This is a genomic window from Gilliamella sp. X-46 (genome assembly GCF_057063525.1).
On record NZ_JBXSQH010000010.1, the window covers coordinates 33,080 to 53,462 of the forward strand.

The 20,383-nt window shown below is 37.2% G+C and carries 15 protein-coding genes; 6 read left to right on the forward strand and 9 right to left on the reverse strand.

Annotated features, from left to right (window positions below; genetic code table 11):
• Positions 1-330 precede the first annotated feature (330 nt).
• The 4 genes from ACYIAJ_RS07755 (at position 331) to ACYIAJ_RS07770 (ending at position 8,864) form a co-directional block, all read left to right on the forward strand.
• On the forward strand, positions 331-2,025 hold the full coding sequence (locus ACYIAJ_RS07755) for a hypothetical protein (protein WP_483564606.1): 1,695 nt from the start codon (positions 331-333) through the stop codon (positions 2,023-2,025).
• A gap of 735 nt (positions 2,026-2,760) precedes the next feature.
• Entirely contained in the window at positions 2,761-3,705 is a 945-nt protein-coding gene (locus ACYIAJ_RS07760; RefSeq protein WP_483558855.1) for a CYTH domain-containing protein, read from the forward strand.
• A gap of 91 nt (positions 3,706-3,796) precedes the next feature.
• Positions 3,797-6,640, forward strand: a complete 2,844-nt coding sequence (gene glnE, locus ACYIAJ_RS07765; protein ID WP_483558853.1) for a bifunctional [glutamate--ammonia ligase]-adenylyl-L-tyrosine phosphorylase/[glutamate--ammonia-ligase] adenylyltransferase — start codon at positions 3,797-3,799, stop codon at positions 6,638-6,640.
• Positions 6,641-6,701: 61 nt separating this feature from the next.
• A complete protein-coding gene (locus ACYIAJ_RS07770; RefSeq protein ID WP_483558851.1) occupies positions 6,702-8,864 on the forward strand; it encodes an extracellular solute-binding protein in 2,163 nt (720 codons plus the stop codon).
• A gap of 66 nt (positions 8,865-8,930) precedes the next feature.
• Here ACYIAJ_RS07770 and ACYIAJ_RS07775 read toward each other — a convergent pair whose 3' ends face one another.
• The 4 genes from ACYIAJ_RS07775 to yeiP all read right to left on the reverse strand — a co-directional run bounded on the left by ACYIAJ_RS07775 (position 8,931) and on the right by yeiP (position 12,733).
• Positions 8,931-10,151 carry an MFS transporter gene (locus tag ACYIAJ_RS07775; protein WP_483558849.1) on the reverse strand — a complete coding sequence of 407 codons (1,221 nt, stop codon included), beginning with the start codon at positions 10,149-10,151 and terminating at the stop codon, positions 8,931-8,933.
• Between the two features lie 13 nt (positions 10,152-10,164).
• Positions 10,165-10,992, reverse strand: a complete 828-nt coding sequence (locus ACYIAJ_RS07780; protein WP_483558847.1) for an MBL fold metallo-hydrolase — start codon at positions 10,990-10,992, stop codon at positions 10,165-10,167.
• Between the two features lie 257 nt (positions 10,993-11,249).
• The gene (gene ttcA, locus ACYIAJ_RS07785; RefSeq protein ID WP_483558845.1) at positions 11,250-12,146 is read right to left on the reverse strand and encodes a tRNA 2-thiocytidine(32) synthetase TtcA; all 897 of its coding nucleotides are present in this window, start codon (positions 12,144-12,146) and stop codon (positions 11,250-11,252) included.
• A gap of 14 nt (positions 12,147-12,160) precedes the next feature.
• Positions 12,161-12,733 (reverse strand): elongation factor P-like protein YeiP, encoded by a 573-nt coding sequence (yeiP, locus tag ACYIAJ_RS07790; RefSeq protein ID WP_085246635.1) that lies wholly within the window; start codon positions 12,731-12,733, stop codon positions 12,161-12,163.
• A gap of 114 nt (positions 12,734-12,847) precedes the next feature.
• On the opposite strand from yeiP, the gene ACYIAJ_RS07795 reads away from it, so the two are divergent.
• Together ACYIAJ_RS07795 and ACYIAJ_RS07800 are read left to right on the forward strand one after the other, a co-directional pair.
• A complete protein-coding gene (locus ACYIAJ_RS07795) occupies positions 12,848-13,114 on the forward strand; it encodes a YkgJ family cysteine cluster protein (protein WP_483558843.1) in 267 nt (88 codons plus the stop codon).
• 210 nt (positions 13,115-13,324) lie between these two features.
• On the forward strand, positions 13,325-14,773 hold the full coding sequence (locus ACYIAJ_RS07800; RefSeq protein ID WP_483559005.1) for an amino acid permease: 1,449 nt from the start codon (positions 13,325-13,327) through the stop codon (positions 14,771-14,773).
• Between the two features lie 119 nt (positions 14,774-14,892).
• On the opposite strand, the gene infA is transcribed toward ACYIAJ_RS07800, so the two are convergent.
• The 5 genes from infA to leuS all read right to left on the reverse strand — a co-directional run bounded on the left by infA (position 14,893) and on the right by leuS (position 20,108).
• Positions 14,893-15,111, reverse strand: a complete 219-nt coding sequence (gene infA / locus ACYIAJ_RS07805; RefSeq protein WP_025315083.1) for a translation initiation factor IF-1 — start codon at positions 15,109-15,111, stop codon at positions 14,893-14,895.
• A 228-nt stretch (positions 15,112-15,339) separates the two neighbouring features.
• Positions 15,340-15,993 carry a nicotinate-nucleotide adenylyltransferase gene (nadD, locus tag ACYIAJ_RS07810; RefSeq protein ID WP_483558841.1) on the reverse strand — a complete coding sequence of 218 codons (654 nt, stop codon included), beginning with the start codon at positions 15,991-15,993 and terminating at the stop codon, positions 15,340-15,342.
• A complete protein-coding gene (gene holA / locus ACYIAJ_RS07815; protein ID WP_483558840.1) occupies positions 15,987-16,991 on the reverse strand; it encodes a DNA polymerase III subunit delta in 1,005 nt (334 codons plus the stop codon). The genes nadD and holA overlap by 7 nt, the downstream gene beginning before the upstream one ends.
• A gap of 7 nt (positions 16,992-16,998) precedes the next feature.
• A complete protein-coding gene (lptE, locus tag ACYIAJ_RS07820; protein WP_483558838.1) occupies positions 16,999-17,490 on the reverse strand; it encodes an LPS assembly lipoprotein LptE in 492 nt (163 codons plus the stop codon).
• 35 nt (positions 17,491-17,525) lie between these two features.
• The gene (leuS, locus tag ACYIAJ_RS07825; protein ID WP_483558836.1) at positions 17,526-20,108 is read right to left on the reverse strand and encodes a leucine--tRNA ligase; all 2,583 of its coding nucleotides are present in this window, start codon (positions 20,106-20,108) and stop codon (positions 17,526-17,528) included.
• Between the last annotated feature and the right edge of the window lie 275 nt (positions 20,109-20,383).

Sequence of the window (20,383 nt, forward strand, 5' to 3'; positions counted from 1 at the left end):
TAGAGATCAATCAACCAAAGAACCAAGCCCCCCAATGTTAAGCCTCAAGCCAGTTAGTTGGAGTGGCACTGTTGTGATTAACTACCACAACAGTGCTATCGATTCCTAATAACTAAACCCATTTCCCAAAAAATGCTAACAAAAGCTCAACCTTGTTCTTAACAAAACTTTACAAACATTTAACAAAAAAACTAGCGCATTATTAATCAACCGGTTATAATTCAATCTCTTTCAAAACAAGAGAGAGCTCACCAGTTAAGCAGTCAGTTTTAAAAAATTTAAATAAAACAAAAAATTACTTGACAGGATAATCGAAATGCGCTACCATGCATGGCATCTGGCATCTGGCATCTGGCATGCCAAACCTACGCCCTAAATCTTTTTCAATTTCACTGTAGCCTAAATCAGACTCAGTTCTTATTTTTATCACCTAAATTATCAAAATCATTGCACTTAGCGAAGTCGCCGTGTTTATCGGCAGAGTTATCGCCAAGGCCGAGACACTTATCTTTTCTATCTAAATTACCAGACTTACTTAAATTATTTAGATTACCTAAATTGCCGTTGTTCTTTGCGTTGCTGCTCTTATTGTCGTATTCGCAGTGTTCTATGGCATTGACGGCAAATACATCAAAGGAAATAGAGGGTACTGCGCCGTATTTAACGTTCGACGGTGGTCGAACAAGGAGCACATCAACGGATAGTTTGTTGTCTATAAGGTTGCAGGATGGTCAAGTCATCACGCCGTCTACTAATACATCAAGTGTATCAAATCCAATAAGATTGCCTTATGCAGGGAATACTCTGGATGATATAGATATGATAGTCCCATCATCAACTAGTTCAGTGAATTTAAGTGATTTAATCACTAGGTATAATTATTGGGGGGATGATGATGGGGATGGACAGGGTACAAGTGGTATTACTGCTACAGGGAGTATATCGGTATCGTTTACGGATAAGGATGGGAATACGGTTAATCGTAGTGATGCATTGGATATATGTAATGCTCCTTATAGGGTAAGGTTAGTAAGTACAGGGGGAAGTTTAACTACCCTGTATGGGGTGCCAAGGAGTAGTAATTTCGGTGGAGCTACGGTGGATTATTATATCAATCCGTATAACACTGTTGCTCGTGTTTGTTACGCAAGGCCGAATTTGTTAATGGGTGGTACTACTGACATCGTTTCTAATGATAATCCTCGCTACGCAGGTCCAGCTAACATATGGAGTCCCGTTAAGGGTTTTTTAGTTCAGTCAACAAGTCCATCATCTTACAACCGAAACTTTCCGACAACGGGGGCTGATGGGTTGTATTTTGATTTAGACATAGGTGGAGTAGGTGGAAGTCAGTTGACGTGGTGTGTTGTCACGAATGGTAGTATAAGAGCAACGGTAAGTTGGACAAAGCCGCGTTCTGGTGCATTCACAGACCCACATGGAAATATTCTACAAGCCGATGAATGGATTAGAGATAAATCCAGTTATGTAACACGGGTAACGTTAAGCGGTCCTAGGGCGGATAGCTCTCAGTTACAGTCAGCTACTCCTAATCCATTGATTGTGCCATCTTTGCCACAGACGTTTGAGTTAGTCGGTAGAGATAGTCGAGGTAATGAGGTGAGGTATGGATTTGTGTTAAAGCAGTGGTTCGTCCATCGTGGTGTTAGTGTGCGTAATCAGTCTAACCAATCCTCTTGGTGTAGAAGTTTGGGGTATCGTTTGTCAGAGGTTAGGGATTTAACTAATGCGACTTGTTCTGGTTTTAATTCAGGTTCATATTGTCAAGGCGTAGTAGGTGCCACGCCGTCGTCTAGTAATAATATTTACCAACGTCACATAGGTGCTGGTTTTTTCACGGAGTGGGGCAGCATGGGTATCTACGCTGATGCTGACTTCGTCCCCGGCAGCTACTGGACGGGCGATGCCTCAGGTGGTAATGGCTTCAATGTCTACTCGGACAGCGGCGCCGTTAACGGGCTCAGGGCTAGCTTCAGCTACTATGCTGTTTGCACCGCACCTTAGTTTTTATTTCTTAGCCCTTAATCCTTGGGCAGCGGGGGCGGTTATGGTGTAAATAGAGGATAATCTAACAAAGAATAAAGCCCCGTGTAAGTTGGGAGCATTTTTCCTTAGGGTTGCGCTGTTGCGGTTTAAATTTGTGGTCTATTTATAGTACAGCAAGGTTTCGGACGTTTTGACCTTGGGTGAACAAAATAGCTGCAGTGACCACGTCCGAGCTAAGGGAATTAGAGCGAATTCCCTTAGCAATCCCGCGCTTTGGCTACAGAATGTGGCCTACGGCTGCCCGACGCCGGTGCGTACCGGCTATGATTACTCGTATCATCCTGATACTCGCCTCTTCGAGGCCATCTTCGCTTTGCTCAGATGTTCAAATTTGTTCCAGACAAATTTGTCGTTCCAGACGGAGAATAGCCTCGCTCTGTTGTCGACACATTCTGACGCCGGAATAAGACAAATAACATAATCTTAAGTGTTTTTTGGTGAATTGTTTTTTGTTAAAAAGCAATGTAATTACATCCAAAAAGTGGTCAGGAAAGGTATTGATTTTATTGAAGTTTTTGTTTTTTTGTGTTTTTAAAGAAAATCAACCGCTTATGTAACCTAAGCAAAACGCCGACATACAACAAATCAACAAAACCACAAACATCTATCCCCCCACACTTAATGCATGTTTAAGTATATTTCTTAAATTATTCAATATATGATATAGCAAAATAACCAATATAAAACAGAACAATGAGTAACGAAATCGAATTAAAGTTTGAAATCAATACCAGCGATATAGCTAGTTTTAAATCTTTTTTAGAACAATGGTTAGATTGTGACAAAGCCGAATTTTCGGCAATATCATCAACAAAACGAAGTTTTACAAAGCTAAATTTAACCAATACTTATTATGACACCAACGATCATTATTTACGTAATCATGGTTGTGGACTTCGCGTAAGGGGGAGTGATGATGGTTTAGTGAAACGTTTTGAAATCACATTAAAACGTGACAAAAAATCGATTGCGGGGTTGCATGAGCGTGCAGAATTTAATGTTGATTTACCTGATTCTGTCCCCGATTTAACCGTATTGCCTTGCCATGCATTACCAAATGGCTGTGATGTTGCTCTACTACAACGGGATTTACAACCTCTCTTTACCACCGATTTTGAACGACAAGCGTGGTTAATTTCGTTTGCCAATAGCGAAATTGAAGTTGCGTTAGATCAAGGGCAAATCAGCTCAAATAATCAGTCTATCCTCATTAAAGAAGTTGAACTGGAAATCAAACAAGGTAATAAACAAGATTTACTAAATTTTGCTATTGAGCTAACTCGATTTAATTTGCATCTATTTTCACAAAGTAAAGCTTCTAGAGGTTATCGATTACTGAACAATCTGGCACCTAAAAAATGCGTTTATGTGCTTTCAAGCCAATGTGATTTAGCTGAGTTGCTCGAGTTTTGGCAACAAAACGAAGAATATGCGTTAGAAGTGGATGATTTAGCATACTACCTGCAAACATTAAATCAGGTAAATGATGAGTTAACCAATAAACCACTATCTCACGAACCGGAATTTGCCCAATGGCAAACGGCATTATTATCTATTAGTTCAATAAAAGCGTTTGCTTTTAGTGAGATAAATACCAAATTAAAATTGATGCTGATAGCCAGTATGCATTATTTGTAAGGAATAACTATATCAGTAGCAAAAGTCATTTATAATATAACCTTGTTTTGCTGATGCTATTTAGAGTACTAATTTCTAAGAGAGCTTGCCTATGTCAGAATTTAACTCGTCGTTTTCTTCTTTGTTTGAACAACAAAAGCAAAAAGTCACCACTCAACTTCAACAATGCAATCTAGCTCAAGTGCAAGCTCACCTTGATATTTTGGTGCAGAGTGATTTTTTGGTTGATGCTTTTAACCGATTCCCTAACTGGTTTGCTGACATAGTACAAAATCCACCGCAAGCAGATGAAAGGCCATTTTATCAATCTTGGTTAGATGCGCAATTGGCAGATGTGACCGATGAAGCTATTTTTATGAAAAAACTGCGGTTATTTCGACATTTTATGCTGGTGCGCCTTGCGTGGTCACAATTGGCTAGAATAAGCAATGATGAGCAGATTTTATTGCAACTGACCGAATTGGCCGAAGTGATCATTGTCACTGCGCGTAATTGGTTGTATCAACTTAGTTGCAAAGAGTGGGGAACCCCTTGCAATGCTCAAGGCCAAGCACAACCTTTACTGATTTTAGGTATGGGGAAATTAGGTGGCGGGGAGCTGAACTTTTCGTCCGATATTGACTTGATTTTTACTTATCCCGAGCATGGGCAAACCCAAGGCGGTCGGCGGGAGCTTGATAATGCTGTCTTTTTTACTCGATTAGGTCAACGCTTAATTAAATCGCTTGATCAGATCACTGAAGATGGCTTTGTCTATCGTGTTGATATGCGCTTGCGTCCGCTTGGCGATGGTGGGCCTTTGGTGCTTAGCTTTTCTGCCATGGAGGATTATTATCAAGAGCAAGGTCGAGATTGGGAGCGTTATGCCATGGTTAAAGCTAAAGTGCTTGGCGATCAGAGCGCCCCTTATGTATGCGAACTGTATCAAATGCTGAAGCCTTTTGTTTATCGCCGCTATATTGATTTTAGTGTTTTACAATCATTGCGTAATATGAAAAGCATGATTGAACGTGAAGTACGTCGCCGTGGTTTAAAAAATAATATCAAGCTTGGCGCTGGTGGCATTCGTGAAATAGAGTTTATTGTACAGGTGTTTCAACTTATTCGCGGTGGGCGAGTGGTTAGGTTACAAACTCGTTCGCTATTAAATGCGCTTCATGTGATTGAACAAGAAGGACTACTTGAATCGAACGAAGTATCATTGTTACGAGAAAATTATCTATTTTTGCGCCGTTGTGAAAATCTTCTACAAGCCATTGCCGATGAACAGACTCAAACATTACCAGACGATGCACTTGATCAAATTCGCTTAGCCACCAGTATGGGTTTTGACAATTGGCATGATTTTGAAAAAGATTTATCTGGACGAATGGAATATAATCGCCAAATTTTTAATGAACTTATTGGCGAAAACGAATCAGAATCTACCTCAACCACAAAGCCTTATAACGATCAATTTGACGATCTTTGGGTGCCTGATCTTCAAATAAGCGATGTTAGTGTAATATTACCTACCTATTCAGAAACAGAAGTTACGCAGATCTACCAAATGTTAGTGCAATTTCGTGATGATATAGGTAAACGTACCATTGGCGTACGGGGGCGTGAAATCCTCGATCAGTTAATGCCACGCTTGTTAGAATCTGTCTGTAGCGAAAAGCAAGCAACAATGGTGCTAGCAAGGATTTTGCCATTGCTAGTGAATATTGTAAGTCGTACCACTTATTTAGAGCTGTTACTTGAATATTCAACCGCTTTAAAGCAATTAATTCGTCTATGTAGCGCATCGCCAATGATTAGCGATCAACTTGCTCATTATCCTATATTGTTAGATGAGCTTATTGATATCAATTCGCTGTACCAAACCGTTGCACCTAATGAGTATAAAAGTCAGCTTTATCAGTATTTATTACGCATTCAGTTGGATGATGAGGAGCAACAGCTTGAAGCATTACGCCAATTTAAGCAGATGCAATTACTGCATATCGCCGCCGCTGATGTTGAGCATGTGTTAACCACGATGAAAGTTAGCGATCATCTAACTTATGTGGCTGAATCCTTATTAGATTTTGTGGTACAAATGGCTTGGAATCAAATGGTTGCTCGTTATGGAAGACCGGAATATTTAGCCGATAATGATAAAGGACTAGTTGTGGTTGCCTATGGTAAATTAGGTGGCTGGGAATTGGGTTATGGTTCGGACCTTGATTTAGTCTTTTTACATAATTGCCCAGCTAATAGTGTGACCAATGGTGATAAGCAGATCGACAGTCGTCAATTTTATTTACGCCTTGTGCAACGTATCATCCATCTATTTAATGTGCGTACTAGCTTTGGTATTTTATATGAAGTTGATGTTAGACTTCGTCCTCAAGGCGATGCAGGGCTTCTTGCTTGTAGTTTAGATTCGTTTGAAGATTACCAAATGAATGAAGCTTGGACATGGGAACATCAAGCCTTGGTGCGTGCTCGAGCTGTATATGGTGAAGGTGAATTAATCAAACGCTTTAACCAAATTCGGCATAATGTACTTTGTAAAAAGCGTGATGAAGTTGTATTAAAAAAAGAAGTGCGTGAAATGCGTGAAAAAATGAGAGTACATCTAGGTAGCACTCAAAACAATTTATTTAACTTAAAAATTGATGAGGGTGGTATTGGTGATATTGAGTTTTTATCGCAATATCTAGTGCTTAATTATGCCTATCAATATCCCAAAATGACAACATGGAGCGACAATGTCCGCATTTTAGAACTCGCGGCAAATTACCAAATTATGGATAACGAAGAAGCCCAGCAGTTAACTAAAGCTTATATTGATATGCGTAACGAAATCCATCAATTAGCACTGCAAGTTTTACCAAGCACGATTGAGAACTCGTGTTTTAAGCAAGAAAGACATATTGTTAATCAGAGCTGGCAAAAGTGGTTAACCTGATATTTGTGTTAGCAGCTTAATTTGGTAAAAAAATTTGTTTAATTTTGGAGTTTAAAACTAAATGACAACGATCAAAGATATAGCTAAACAAGCAGGGGTATCTCATGGTACGGTTTCAAATGTACTTAATGGTCGTGGAAATGTTAGTGTTAAAAAAATTAAATTAGTGGAAGATGCTGCTCAAAAGCTAGGGTATCAGCTTAACTTACAAGCAAAAATACTAAAAGAAGGTGCGGCAAAGACGATTTCGGTTGTTTTGCCTAATATCTCATCTCAACAATATGCTAATCTTTATGATGGATTATTTCATGATTTAAATCAACTTGGTTATGAATTAACGTTATACCTAACTTATGATTCCAGAGAGCTAGAACAAAAACTTATTGAACAGATAGCTGTTAAGCGCGATTATGCAGTGATAGCCGTTAGTACTTTAGACAATGCCAATAGTTATTATCAAAAAATAAAAATAGCTAAAGAAAAAATTATTTTTGTTTATCGCCAACCTGAATCGGCTGTGCAATTTATTACGTTGGATTATGAGAAGGCTGGCGCTGATATTGCTAGTCAGATAATGAAACATGATTATAAACGTATTGGTTTACTGAGTAATTCTGATCATCATACTCATGCACAATCTTTTAAAAAAGGTCTGCAAAAAGCTTTTAATGCACAACATTATCCTATTGAATTAAAAAGTATTGAATCAATTCCGTCAAATACGACTTATAATTTGTCTTTCAGTTTTTTTACAAAAGAATCTGAACCTTTTGATGCGCTTATTACCATGGATATTGAGCGTGCGCGTTATTTACGGAATGCTAGTTATTTTGGTAGCTTGCAACTTTGTCCGCCTATTTATACGCTTACTGATGATAGTTTTTTTTATGAAAACAATTTTTATCAATATCATATGAATTATGGTATGTTAAGCCAGCAAATCATTAGCTTAATCAAAGGAGAGCCAGTTTCTAAATTAGATAATAAAGGCTTTTTCTTATTGTCTGATCAGGTTGCTAATACCAAATTTAATAGCAATGAGCAAATCAATGTATTAATTATACCTAGTCCATCAACCGAGGCTGTAAAAAAGTTACTTCCACATTTTGAAAAAATGAGCGGAATAAAAGTTAATTTAATTATCGAACCGTTTGATAAAATTTATCATATTCTCAATAAGCTTGAGCAATATAAACAAATTGATATTATTCGTATTGATATGGCAGGATTGCCTTGGTTTGCCCCAAAGGTATTTAAACCATTATTTGATTTAAATCTTAACTTAACTAATTTATTCAGTCGCTATTTACCTGACATTGTTAAACGATATAGTTATGTGAATAATACGGCTTATGCACTGCCTTTTGATCCCAGCGTGCAGATGTTATTTTATCGTAAAGATCTGTTTGAAGATCCCTTAATTAAACGAACCTATTTTGAAAAATATCGTCAACATTTAGATGTACCTGTTGATTTTAAACAATTTAATCAAATTGCTGGCTTTTTTAATCAAGCACAAAATCCTGAATCACCAATAGAATTTGGTAGTTGCATAACCTTAGGTAATGACGAAATTATTGCATCTGAATTTCTAGTACGTTATTACGCTCAGGGAGGTGGGCTATTTAGCAATCAACAATTAGGTTTGGATTGTTCAATAGCTGTTAAAACATTGACACAATTACAGTCTTTTATGCAGATTGCAAACAAAGTAGATACGGCATGGTGGCAAGAGTCAGTTAATCAATTTGAGCAAGGTCGGTTGGCTATGATAATGGTCTATGTTAATTTATTCAGTTATATCAATCATCGAAATATTTTGCCATTAGTGGGGTATGCTCAAGTGCCTGGTAATAGTCCACTATTTGGTGGTGGCTCATTAGGTATTTCAAAATATAGTAAAAAAACAGTTTCGGCGACACTATTTTTTGATTGGATTTATTCTAAAGAAATCAGTGAGCAAATTGCATTATTAGGCGGTACAACCGCACAAAATAGTATTCTTCAAAACCAACGCATTATAAAAAGTTATCCTTGGTTGAAATTAGCACAATTACAGTATGCCAATGGAAAACGAGAAAACTATATAGGTAATCAAGCTATTAATTTAAGACATATTGAACATATTATTGGTCATTATTTATCAAAGTGGATTAAAGGACAATATAGTTCCGAGCAGGTTGTTTTAAAAATTAACTCTCATATAAAAAAAGAATACTGCTAATAAGGTTAATATATTAGCAGTATGGCATTTGTTATATCAATATTTACTTTATTTATTGTGTTTTAATTATGAAGTGGTTTTAGATGTTGTAATAATATCTTTATCTCTAAAGAAAAACCAAAAACCAACAGCAACGACAGCGGCTACAGCAGCTGGGTAGATCCAAAACTCTTGCCATTGTGGACCTGCATTTGGTAAGGTTTTTGCCGTAACTACTCGGTTATTGATAAATCCGCATACTGATGCCGCCATAAATAGACCAAACCCATTGGATATAATAAGACGTAAACCTTGAGCTTGAGCTTTAATTTCAGGGCCTGCTTTTTTATCGACATAAATATCTCCAGCGGTAAAGAAGAAGTCCCAACAAGCTCCTTGTAACAATAATGCAACAATAACATAAAAGAGTGTACCACTATCAGTAGTCGCAGCGAAAGATAACATTAAACTACGAATGACCCAGCAAATGGCACCGAACAAAATAATCTTTTTAAAGCCAAAGCGTCCCAATAAGAATGATAAAAGGAACATAAATAAAACTTCGGTGGCGATAGCAATTTGCATCATTGATGCTGGTTCAAGACCAAGTACTGGTAAATATACCGGCAAGTAAGCACTATAAGCAGTTTTTGTTATCATCAGTATAAAGGTTGATAACATAAAGATGGTGAAATATTTATCTTTAAATAATGATAATGCATCTAAACACAGCGCATCGCGGATTGAAAATTTCTTATTTTTGCTTGTTGGTGGCGTGTTTGGTAGGGTAAAGCAGTAAACACCATATACGATCGAAGCCCCAGCTGCAAGTAAAAATGAGTTAATTGATGTTGAAAAACCAGTATAGCCAAGAATAAAACCGACAACCATAAAACCAATGGTGCCAAACACACGAATGATCGGGAACCAACGTACACCATCAATATGCCTAAAACTGACACTATTGGCTAACGCCGTAGTTGGATAAAAGAGTAATCCAACAATAAAGATCATAATTAAAAAGCCAACAGTATTGCTACTTTCAACAAAATTAGGAATTAAAAATAGTACACCTGCATTAATAATGTGTAGTATCCCCATCATCTTTTGTGAGGCAATAAATCGATCTGCAATCATACCAATAAATAGTGGTGAAATAATGGTTGCAATTCCTAATACAGAATAAGTTGAACCAACGATCTCTTTTAACTCATAAGCGGAAAGTACCGCACCAATAACCATATTCCATGCACCTTGCACAAAATATTGTAAAAACATCATTATTAGTAAACGAGGTATTTTGAACATAGTAAGTTCCCTATTAAATTATTTTTATTAAGCCGTCGTAAGCAACTTCAATATTGTAAGGTTTAAAAATCTCAACTAATTCATCGTGCATAAAGCCACTGCTGTGAGAGTGATGAGAAGTGATGAGTTGCGTACTACTATGAAAATTTCCTTCATCAAGCATTCGTTTTTGTGCCGATATTACTGATTCAATACTCATATGATTATTAGTACGATGATTTTGTTTATATCCATAAGTACATTCAAAAATCGCTAAATCGATTTTTTTACCACTGTTTTTTAACCATTGCCAAGTTAGTTCAGGGAAATATCCCGAATCATGACCGTGAAGTATGGTTTTGCCGTCTTTTTCAATTAAATAGATATAGCAAAATTCCCATTTAGCATGATTAGCAAGTAGTGGTGTAACTGTATATCCGGCCGATGTTATAACCGATTGATATGGTACTAATAAGTTGAACACAAAACGTTCGTGGCTATATCCTGGTAATACATCTAAGCAACCATTGATTGCAATATCATTACCGTACACATAAAGTGGATGGGTGATATTAAATCCATAGTCCACCATACGGCTAAACAAATCCCCTACATTGAAGTGATCAGGGTGAGTATGAGTGAACAGCAGATCTTTTATTTTGGTGACATCGATATTTTCACGCATCACTTGATAGCTAAATTCTGGAGCAAAATCAATTTGCATTATGTCATCAATGACAACAGAACTACGCGTGCGTATGTTTTTTCCTTTTATAATGCGCGATTTTTCGCATATTTGGCATTTACAAAAAGGATTGGGAATACCTTCGGATGCAGCCGTTCCCAAAAATTGTAGTTTCACATTGTTCTCCTATAAGTTTAGTTTGCCACTATCGAGTTTTGTTTTTATCTATTTATTAAAATTGGAACGTTTCAATTTTATTTTACGATACATAATTCTACAATAAAAAAACGTGGTTTTTTACTAATGCGTGAGCAAGATCATAAATTTTAGGGGGGATATTATCGGTGAATTAAAAAAATTCACCGATAACTTTTGAGACTGGGTTAATTTTGAAAGTTATTTAGCGGAACAATAAACTTTATTGATTGGATTAGCTATTTTGCTTCCTTCCATAAAATCATATCTTGTTCTTCAAGCTCTGAAGCATCAAAGCCAACGGTTGGCACCATATCTTCGCGGTCAAAAGCGATATCGCCACCATTAACAGCAAGATCACCTTTTTTAATTCCTTTAAAATCAAACAAATTGGTATCACACAGATGGGATAGGGTGATATTTTGTGTTGCTCGGAACATGGTTTCAATGCGTCCAGGGAACTTTTTATCCCATTCATTGAGCATTTCTTTAATTACCTGCCTTTGTAAGTTGGGTTGTGAGCCACAAAGATTACAAGGAATAATCGGAAATTGTTTAATTTCAGCGTATTTGGCGATGTCTTTTTCTTTGCAATAAGCCAGTGGTCGGATAATGATATGTTCGCCTGAATCATTCATTAGCTTCGGTGGCATTGCTTTGAGTTTACCGCCATAGAACATATTTAAAAACAGTGTTTCTAAAATGTCATCACGATGATGGCCAAGGGCTATTTTTGTTGCGCCAAGTTCGGTAGCTGTGCGGTATAATATTCCTCGGCGCAGCCGTGAACAAAGCGAGCAAGTTGTTTTACCTTCTGGGATCTTTTCTTTGACAATACCATAGGTATTTTCTTGCACGATTTTGTATTCAATACCTAGGGATTGTAAATATTGAGGCAAAACGTGTTCGGGGAAACCTGGCTGCTTTTGATCTAAATTAACGGCAATTAGTTCAAAGTTTATGGGGGCGCTGATTTTCAAGTTAATCAGGATATCAAGCAAAGTATAACTATCTTTACCGCCTGATAAGCAGACCATAATACGATCACCTGCTTCTATCATATTAAAGTCAGCAATTGCCTCGCCAGTCAAGCGACGCAATCGTTTGTGTAGTTTATTTTGATTATATATATTCATTACAGTTTTGTTGGTTACTCGGCACGGCTCATATAACGGCGTTCAGCAATATGGATTTTAACTTTTTCGTGGTTATCAATATATTCAGGAACTTGGATAACAAGTCCGGTTGATAACGTAGCTGGTTTAGTTCGTGCACTAGCTGAAGCACCTTTAATACTTGGCGATGTTTCAACAATTTCGAGATCAACCGTTTGCGGTAATTCTAAAGCAAGCACTTCGCCATCTGCCATTAGGACTTGAATACCATTCATGCCACCTTCTGGAATAAACAGTAATTCATCTTCAATTTGCTCTTTTTTGAAGATATACGGGGTATAATCTTCATTATCCATAAACACATATTCATCACCATCAATATACGAAAAACTAACTGGACGGCGCGATAGTTCAATCGTTTCGAGGATATCATCACCTTTAAAACGCTCTTCAACTTTACCGCCATTTTTGACATCGGTAAAACGCATTTTATAAAGTGTACTTGCACCACGAGCACTTGGGCTTTGAACATCAATATCTTTAACCAATAATAATTTACCATTATAGGTGACAGCATCGCCACGTTTTATTTCATTTGCTTTAGCCATAATATTTATTCTTCACAATTAATAAAAGAGTTAAAAATTAGCTCGCTATTTTACCGCTAACTTGCTATTGTCACCATCAAAATTTATTCAAGCGCCTTAAATTAAAGAAAAACTATGGCAGATTTATTCAAATGCAGGCAAAACTGTGGTGCTTGTTGTATTGCGCCATCGATTTCATCAACTATTCCTGGTATGCCTAAAGGGAAGCCTGCTGGCGTTGCTTGCATTCATTTAGATAATAATTATCAATGTAAGTTATTTTTGCACCCATCAAGGCCTTCGGTTTGTGGTCGGTTAAAACCTTGTTTCGAAATGTGCGGTAATAATCGAACACAAGCGTTAAATTATTTAACTCAATTAGAACAGCTAACTAAAGGTTAAGTATTGCTTAAACTTAACAAAACAGTTAGATTATTAGAATTATTTATCTCGCATAGTATTTTTTTTGATAAACTCCCCGCACTTCATTATCCAATGATAGATATCAATAATTTTTAAGTTTGATTGGTCGTTATATATAGCTTTATAAGCACATTAATTAATTAATTGATTAATTTTACTATCAAACTTAATCTCTTTAGACAGAAGAAAATAATTATGAAAAACAAATTAAAACGAGATTTAAAAGCCCGCCATTTAACCATGATAGCTATTGGAGGCTCGATCGGAACTGGGCTCTTTGTCGCATCAGGTGCAACCGTTGCTCAGGCAGGTCCTGGGGGGGCATTGCTTTCGTATGCCATTATAGGTGTGATGGTGTATTTTTTAATGACCAGTCTTGGTGAGCTAGCAGCTTATTTACCTGTTTCAGGTACTTTTGCAACTTACGGTTCACGTTATGTCGATGAAGCGTTTGGTTTTGCCATTGGCTGGAACTATTGGTACAACTGGGCAATTACGGTTGCTGTAGACTTAGTTGCAGCTCAATTAGTTATCTCTTATTGGTTTGATGCAGGACCTTATAGTTGGTTATGGAGCTTATTATTTTTAAGCATCATCTTTTGCTTAAACTATATCTCAGTTAAAGGTTTTGGTGAAGCAGAATTTTGGTTTTCATTAATTAAAGTTGTTACTGTGATTATTTTTATTGTAGTTGGTTTATTAATGATTATTGGCATCTTTCGAGGCATCGAAGGGGCTGGTTGGCAAAATTGGACAATTGAAGAAGCGCCTTTTGCTGGCGGATTTTCAGCAATGATTGGTGTGGCGATGGTGGTTGGATTTTCATTCCAAGGCACGGAACTTATTGGGATTGCCGCTGGTGAATCAAAAGATCCAGAAAAAAACATACCTAAAGCTATGCGCCAAGTGTTTTGGCGAATACTACTGTTTTATATCCTTGCGATTTTTGTTATCAGCATGATTATTCCTTATACCGATCCTAACTTGTTGCGTAATAACGAAACCGACATTAGCGTAAGTCCGTTTACCCTAGTATTCCAGAATGCGGGATTATTATCTGCGGCGGCATTTATGAATGCAGTTATTTTAACATCGGTATTATCAGCCGGTAACTCAGGGCTTTATGCTTCAACGCGTATGCTTTATGCTCTTGCTAAAGAAGGTAAAGCGCCTAAAATCTTTGCAAAATTATCATCGTCAGGTGTGCCTCGTGCTGCGTTGTTAGCAACAACATTTGTGGCCATGCTTTGTTTCTTAACCTCGATGTATAAAGATCAGGCTGTTTATTTATGGTTACTTAATATGTCAGGTATGACAGGCTTTATTGCTTGGCTAGGTATTGCAATTAGCCATTATCGTTTTAGAAAGGGTTACTTTATTCAAGGTAATGATGTTGATCAATTACCATATAAATCAAGCTATTTCCCATTTGGCCCTATTTTCGCTTTTGTATTATGCTTAATTATTACGCTTGGTCAAAATTACGAAGCTTTCTTGCAAGATACCATTGATTGGAAGGGTGTGATCGCGACCTATATTGGTATCCCATTATTTTTAATGATTTACTTTGGCTACAAGATAGTTAAAAAGACAAAATGGGTTAAATATAAACAGATGGATTTTTCCAGAGAGGATTAATTCGCTAGTTTAGTTCCAATTCTTCACTTTTCCGTCGACAAATGTCGACGGATTTTTTTATTAAAAAAGAGAGAAATAAACTGTTATATAATTTTAAATAGTTTATTTTGATAACGATATTAGCGACTACGGAAGATGATACGTGCTTTAGACAGATCATAAGGTGTCATTTCAACAGTAACTTTATCGCCAGTTAAAATACGAATATAGTTTTTTCGCATCTTACCAGAAATATGTGCAGTAACGACATGACCATTTTCAAGTTCAACACGAAACATCGTGTTTGGAAGTGTATCAAGTATAGTACCTTGCATTTCAATGTTATCTTCTTTTGCCATTGGGGCCTCTTAATAATAAATACAAATTAAATATATTTAACTGACTAACTGTTTTGCTACGTTTAAGTGTTTAACGGCAAAACAATAACGTGCTATTACCATCTGATTGATGTTGTATTAGATGACTAAGCAAAGTTAAGTATAAACACAAAAAAAACTGAATTTAAAATATATAAACACAGCGGCGAAATAATGCCGAAAAAACTGCCAGATGTAAAGCCCTTTATATTATTTCTTTGCGTTATAAAGCCCTTGCTGATGAATATAATGCCATACTTTCGGTGGCAATAGATTTTCACAGCAGTTTTGATTGTTGATATTTTGCCTGATTTCAGTCGCTGAAATATCTTCAAGTGGGGTGTGCGCAAAAAAGATATATCCTTGCGGTAAATCATGTAAATCTTGAACTTTTTGGGTTTGATGTTCATCAATCCATTGTTGTAGTTCAATATTATCGGTATGCTCAGCATAACCTGGTCTACGGCAAATTAGCAAGTGGCAGTAATTAAGTAACGTTTTCCATTTATGCCAGGTTGGCAAACTCAATAATGAATCTTGCCCCATAATAAAAGCTAATCCTTCACTATCCCCATTTTCTTGTCGCCACGCTTGAAGCGTTTCAATGGTATAAGAAGGGCGGGTTGAAGCTTTAGGTAAAAGCTCTCTTAAATCTAATGCAAATAACGGTAAATTTTCAATAGCTAATTTTAACATCGCCAAACGTTGCTCGGTACTCGCTTCGGGCTGTGGTTTATGGGGCGGAATATGGTTGGGCAATAAACTAATTTGTTTTAACCCAACTTCGCTAGCTAACGAAATAGCAGGGCGAAGATGTCCATAATGAATTGGATCAAAAGTTCCCCCTAATAAGGCAGTTAACATTTATCTAATCCCATAAACTGTATCGATAAACTAAACATGTCATCCCATATTCGCGCTTGATTATCATGTTTTAAGCTGATTTCTATTTCGGTCAGCTTTGCTAGTAGATTAAACAGGCTTTTCAGATCGCAACGGTTTAGATAATTGGTATAAATGGTTCTTTTATTTTGCCAGACTTTATACTCATCAAAGACTTGTTTTAGTGATTTTTGTTGCAAGCCTTTTTTTAAATTAATCAACAATATCAGCTCGCGTTGGATAATCCGCAATAAAAATAATGGCTCAAACTCATTCATCTTCAATTGTTGTAAAATATGAATAGCCCGCTTAGTTTTATTGGCAATCATTGCATCAGTCCAATGAAATGGGGTAAATATAGCCGAATCGTTAATATTACTTTCAACTTCATCATAAGAAATATTTTGATCTGGGTATAACAGCTTTAATTGTGCGATAATTTGCGTTAATGCCAGCAAATTCCCCTCATAATAATAACAAAGCAGTTCTATTGCTTTGGGCTCAATGGTTATTTGTTGTTGCTGCAAATGATTTTTAATCCATTGAGGTAACTGCAAAGTATCAGGTGTAACACAGTTAACAACCACAAGCTTATCTGATAGTGCCTTATACCAAGCAGCATTTTCTTGTGCTTTTGTGATTTTATTAAGGGTAATTACCAGTGCAATATCGGGCGTTAAAACTTCGCTTAACGTATTGAGTTTGGCGGTGATCCCTGCATTCAATGCACCCTCACCAAAATCAAGAAAAATCAAGGTCTGGCTAGAAAACAGATTCATCGCCTGACAGCTATCTAAAATAGCTGTCCAGTCGGTCTGATTATCAATCACAAACGTCAGTTGTTCATCAAAGCCAGCATGAGTAAAGGCCTTTCGTAATTCGGTTTGAACATAATGTTGTAAATAAGGATCACTACCTAAAATCAAATAATAGGGTGATCCCAATTTATGGCTAATTTGATCGGCATTAATTTTAATCATGACAACTTTAATTTACCGCATCAATCGATTTTAATTTACGGATGACTTGCTTAGCGGCTTGTTTAAACATCTCATCTTCGATTAAATCTTGCTCGACTGTTTTTGCTAATGCTTGCGATGGGTTATCAAAAAACGTCCTAAATATACGAACATTGATTGGATATATTTGTTGACCTTCAATAACTACTTGTGCTTCAACGGTTAATACCAATTGATATTCGGCAGCTTTACCATCTTGATAAATCGAAATGGTATTGCGGCTTAGATTTTCACTTACCATCCTAAGTGATGGCACTTGAGCTGTTGCATTATTTGTTAACGTCACTTTGTTATCGTGTAATAACTCTTTAATATTACGAGACAATCGCCCATAAGGGTCATAGCTAGTATAAGAAATTGTCTTAAAGCGCGTCGGGACTTCTGTTTCATGCTGTAAGTGAAATCCACATCCTGTTAAGGATATCGCTAATAACATAAATAATGCTACATACTTTTTCATATCTATAATCGCCTAAATTTAGTTATCAAACAATCTTAACTCACAACAAGATTTAATAATTTACCCGGAACGTAAATCACTTTACGGATAGTAACATCGCTCAAGTATTTTTGAATATTGGGTTCTTGTTTCGCTTGTGATACAACAAAATCTTGATCAGCATCAGCTGGCACCGTAAATTTACCACGGACTTTACCATTGATTTGCACAACAATAAGTTTTTCATCTTCAATCATTGCTGATTGGTCAGCAACAGGCCAAGTTGTGTTATCAATAGATTCGCTATGACCTAAAGCTTGCCACATAACAAAACAAGCGTGTGGCATCATAGGGTAAAGTAAACGAACAATCGCATTTAATGCTTCACTCATGAGTGCACGATCTTGCTCGGTTTCTTGTGGTGCTTTTTGTAAGCGGTTCATAAACTCCATGACAGCGGCAATAGCGGTATTAAACGTTTGGCGGCGTCCAATATCATCACTCACTTTAGCAATGGTTTTATGTAGCTCACGGCGTAATGATTTTTGCTCACTATCCAAAGAGGCAACATTAAGTTTAGCGGTTTGACCTTTTTGTGCATGTTCATACACTAAACGCCACACACGTTTAATAAATCGGTTGGCACCTTCAACGCCAGATTCTTGCCATTCCAAAGTCATATCTGCTGGCGAAGCAAACATCATAAACAATCGAACCGTATCAGCACCGTATTTTTCAACCATTTCTTGAGGGTCGATTCCATTGTTTTTGGATTTTGACATCTTCGTCATACCCGCATGGACTAGCTCATTGCCATGTTTATCAACGGCTTTAGCAATGCGACCTTTTTCATCACGTTCAATAGTGACGTCGGTTGGTGAAACCCAAATACGTTCATTGGTTGGGCTGGTATAATAAAATGCATCGGCGAGTACCATGCCTTGGCATAGTAAGCGTTTTGCTGGCTCATCGGACGATACTAAACCAAAATCACGCATTAATTTATGGAAAAATCTAAAATAAAGCAAATGCATAATCGCATGCTCAATACCACCGACATACTGATCAACAGGTAACCAATAATTAGCCGCTTTTTCGTCTAACATACCTTCGTCAAATTGTGGACAAGTATAACGGGCATAATACCAAGATGACTCCATAAAGGTATCAAACGTATCGGTTTCACGTAGAGCAGGCTGACCGTTCACCGTTGTTTTTGCCCAGTTAGGATCGGCTTTAATTGGACTAGTGATACCGTTCATTTCGACGTCTTCTGGCAAAATAACCGGTAACTGATCTTCTGGTGTTGGAATCGTTGTACCGTCTTCAAGCGTCACCATTGGGATAGGCGCCCCCCAATAACGTTGGCGGGAAACTCCCCAATCACGCAAACGGTAATTAACTTTACGTTGACCAATACCTAGCGCAATTAATTTATCGGCAACTGCATTAAACGCTTGATCAAAATCCAGACCATCAAACTCGCCAGAATTAAATAATTTGCCATGTTCAGTATATGCTTTTTCAGATAAGTCGGGCGCATTGCCGTCTTGAGTTAAAATAACAGGATTAATTGGTAAATTGTATTTTGAGGCAAACTCATAATCGCGCTCATCGTGACCCGGCACAGCCATGACCGCACCTGTACCATATTCAATTAGCACAAAGTTAGCAATCCAAACAGGGACTTTTTTGCCTGTTAATGGATGGATAGCATAAAAGCCAGTTGCAATGCCTTTCTTTTCCATTGTTGCCATATCGGCTTCGGCGGTTTTGGTGTTTTTACATTCAGCAACAAACTCAGCAATTTTTGCATCATTTTTTGCAGCTAATTGTGCAAGAGGATGTTCTGCTGCAACTGACACAAAGCTAACCCCCATTAAAGTATCAGGGCGCGTTGTATAAACACGTAATTTATCGGCATAATTTTCAACAGCAAAATCAAATTCAACCCCTTCAGAGCGACCAATCCAGTTACGTTGCATGGTTTTAACTTGTTCTGGCCAGCTCTCTAAGGTATCTAAATCATTAAGTAGCTCTTCGGCATATTCGGTGATTTTAATAAACCACTGTGGGATCTCTTTGCGTTCAACGGGGGTGCTACAACGCCAACAACAGCCTTCAACCACTTGCTCATTAGCAAGTACGGTTTGGTCATTTGGACACCAGTTAACCGCAGATGTTTTTTTATAAACTAGACCTTTTTCGTATAACTTGGTAAAAAACCATTGTTCCCATTTGTAATATTCTGGGCGGCAAGTTGTCACTTCGCGATCCCAATCATAACCGAAGCCTAAAAGCTGTAATTGTTTTTTCATATAGGCAATATTTTCGTAGGTCCATTTTGCCGGTGCAGTATTATTTTTAACAGCAGCCCCTTCAGCAGGTAAACCAAATGCATCCCAACCAATTGGTTGTAGTACATTTTTACCGTTTAAGCGTTGGTAACGTGAAATGGTATCGCCAATGGTGTAATTGCGAACATGACCAAGATGCAAACGCCCAGATGGGTAAGGTAGCATCGATAAACAGTAATATTTTTCTTTTGATGGATCTTCGGTAACGTGAAAAGTTTTATTGTCTTGCCAGTGTTTTTGCACTGTGGCTTCAATTTCATCTGGGCGGTATTGTTCTTGCATGACGAGTTAATGTCCTATCTACTATTGCTAATAAAAATATGTTGCTAATTGTATTGGTTATTTACACGTTTTACAAACGATATGTGAATCAAGAGTTAGTTTAAAATATGACTATAGAGTATTAGATAATAACTTTTTTATTCCACATATTGTTTTCTCTAATACCTACAACAATGGAATCAATATTTCTGAAGCTTCAGCTAATAATGTTCCATTTGAGTTTGCTAATTAATTGCCATTTAATCAAACTTAAATAGCAATTAATGTTATACAGA

Excerpts from the sequence above, each read along its gene's own strand:
- ACYIAJ_RS07755 (WP_483564606.1), top strand. The coding sequence starts at position 331 with ATGGCATCTGGCATCTGGCATCTGGCATGCCAAACCTACGCCCTAAAT.
- ACYIAJ_RS07760 (WP_483558855.1), top strand. The coding sequence starts at position 2,761 with ATGAGTAACGAAATCGAATTAAAGTTTGAAATCAATACCAGCGATATA.
- glnE (WP_483558853.1), top strand. The coding sequence starts at position 3,797 with ATGTCAGAATTTAACTCGTCGTTTTCTTCTTTGTTTGAACAACAAAAG.
- ACYIAJ_RS07770 (WP_483558851.1), top strand. The coding sequence starts at position 6,702 with ATGACAACGATCAAAGATATAGCTAAACAAGCAGGGGTATCTCATGGT.
- ACYIAJ_RS07775 (WP_483558849.1), bottom strand. The coding sequence starts at position 10,151 with ATGTTCAAAATACCTCGTTTACTAATAATGATGTTTTTACAATATTTT.
- ttcA (WP_483558845.1), bottom strand. The coding sequence starts at position 12,146 with ATGAATATATATAATCAAAATAAACTACACAAACGATTGCGTCGCTTG.
- yeiP (WP_085246635.1), bottom strand. The coding sequence starts at position 12,733 with ATGGCTAAAGCAAATGAAATAAAACGTGGCGATGCTGTCACCTATAAT.
- ACYIAJ_RS07795 (WP_483558843.1), top strand. The coding sequence starts at position 12,848 with ATGGCAGATTTATTCAAATGCAGGCAAAACTGTGGTGCTTGTTGTATT.
- infA (WP_025315083.1), bottom strand. The coding sequence starts at position 15,111 with ATGGCAAAAGAAGATAACATTGAAATGCAAGGTACTATACTTGATACA.
- nadD (WP_483558841.1), bottom strand. The coding sequence starts at position 15,993 with ATGTTAACTGCCTTATTAGGGGGAACTTTTGATCCAATTCATTATGGA.
- holA (WP_483558840.1), bottom strand. The coding sequence starts at position 16,991 with ATGATTAAAATTAATGCCGATCAAATTAGCCATAAATTGGGATCACCC.
- lptE (WP_483558838.1), bottom strand. The coding sequence starts at position 17,490 with ATGAAAAAGTATGTAGCATTATTTATGTTATTAGCGATATCCTTAACA.
- leuS (WP_483558836.1), bottom strand. The coding sequence starts at position 20,108 with ATGCAAGAACAATACCGCCCAGATGAAATTGAAGCCACAGTGCAAAAA.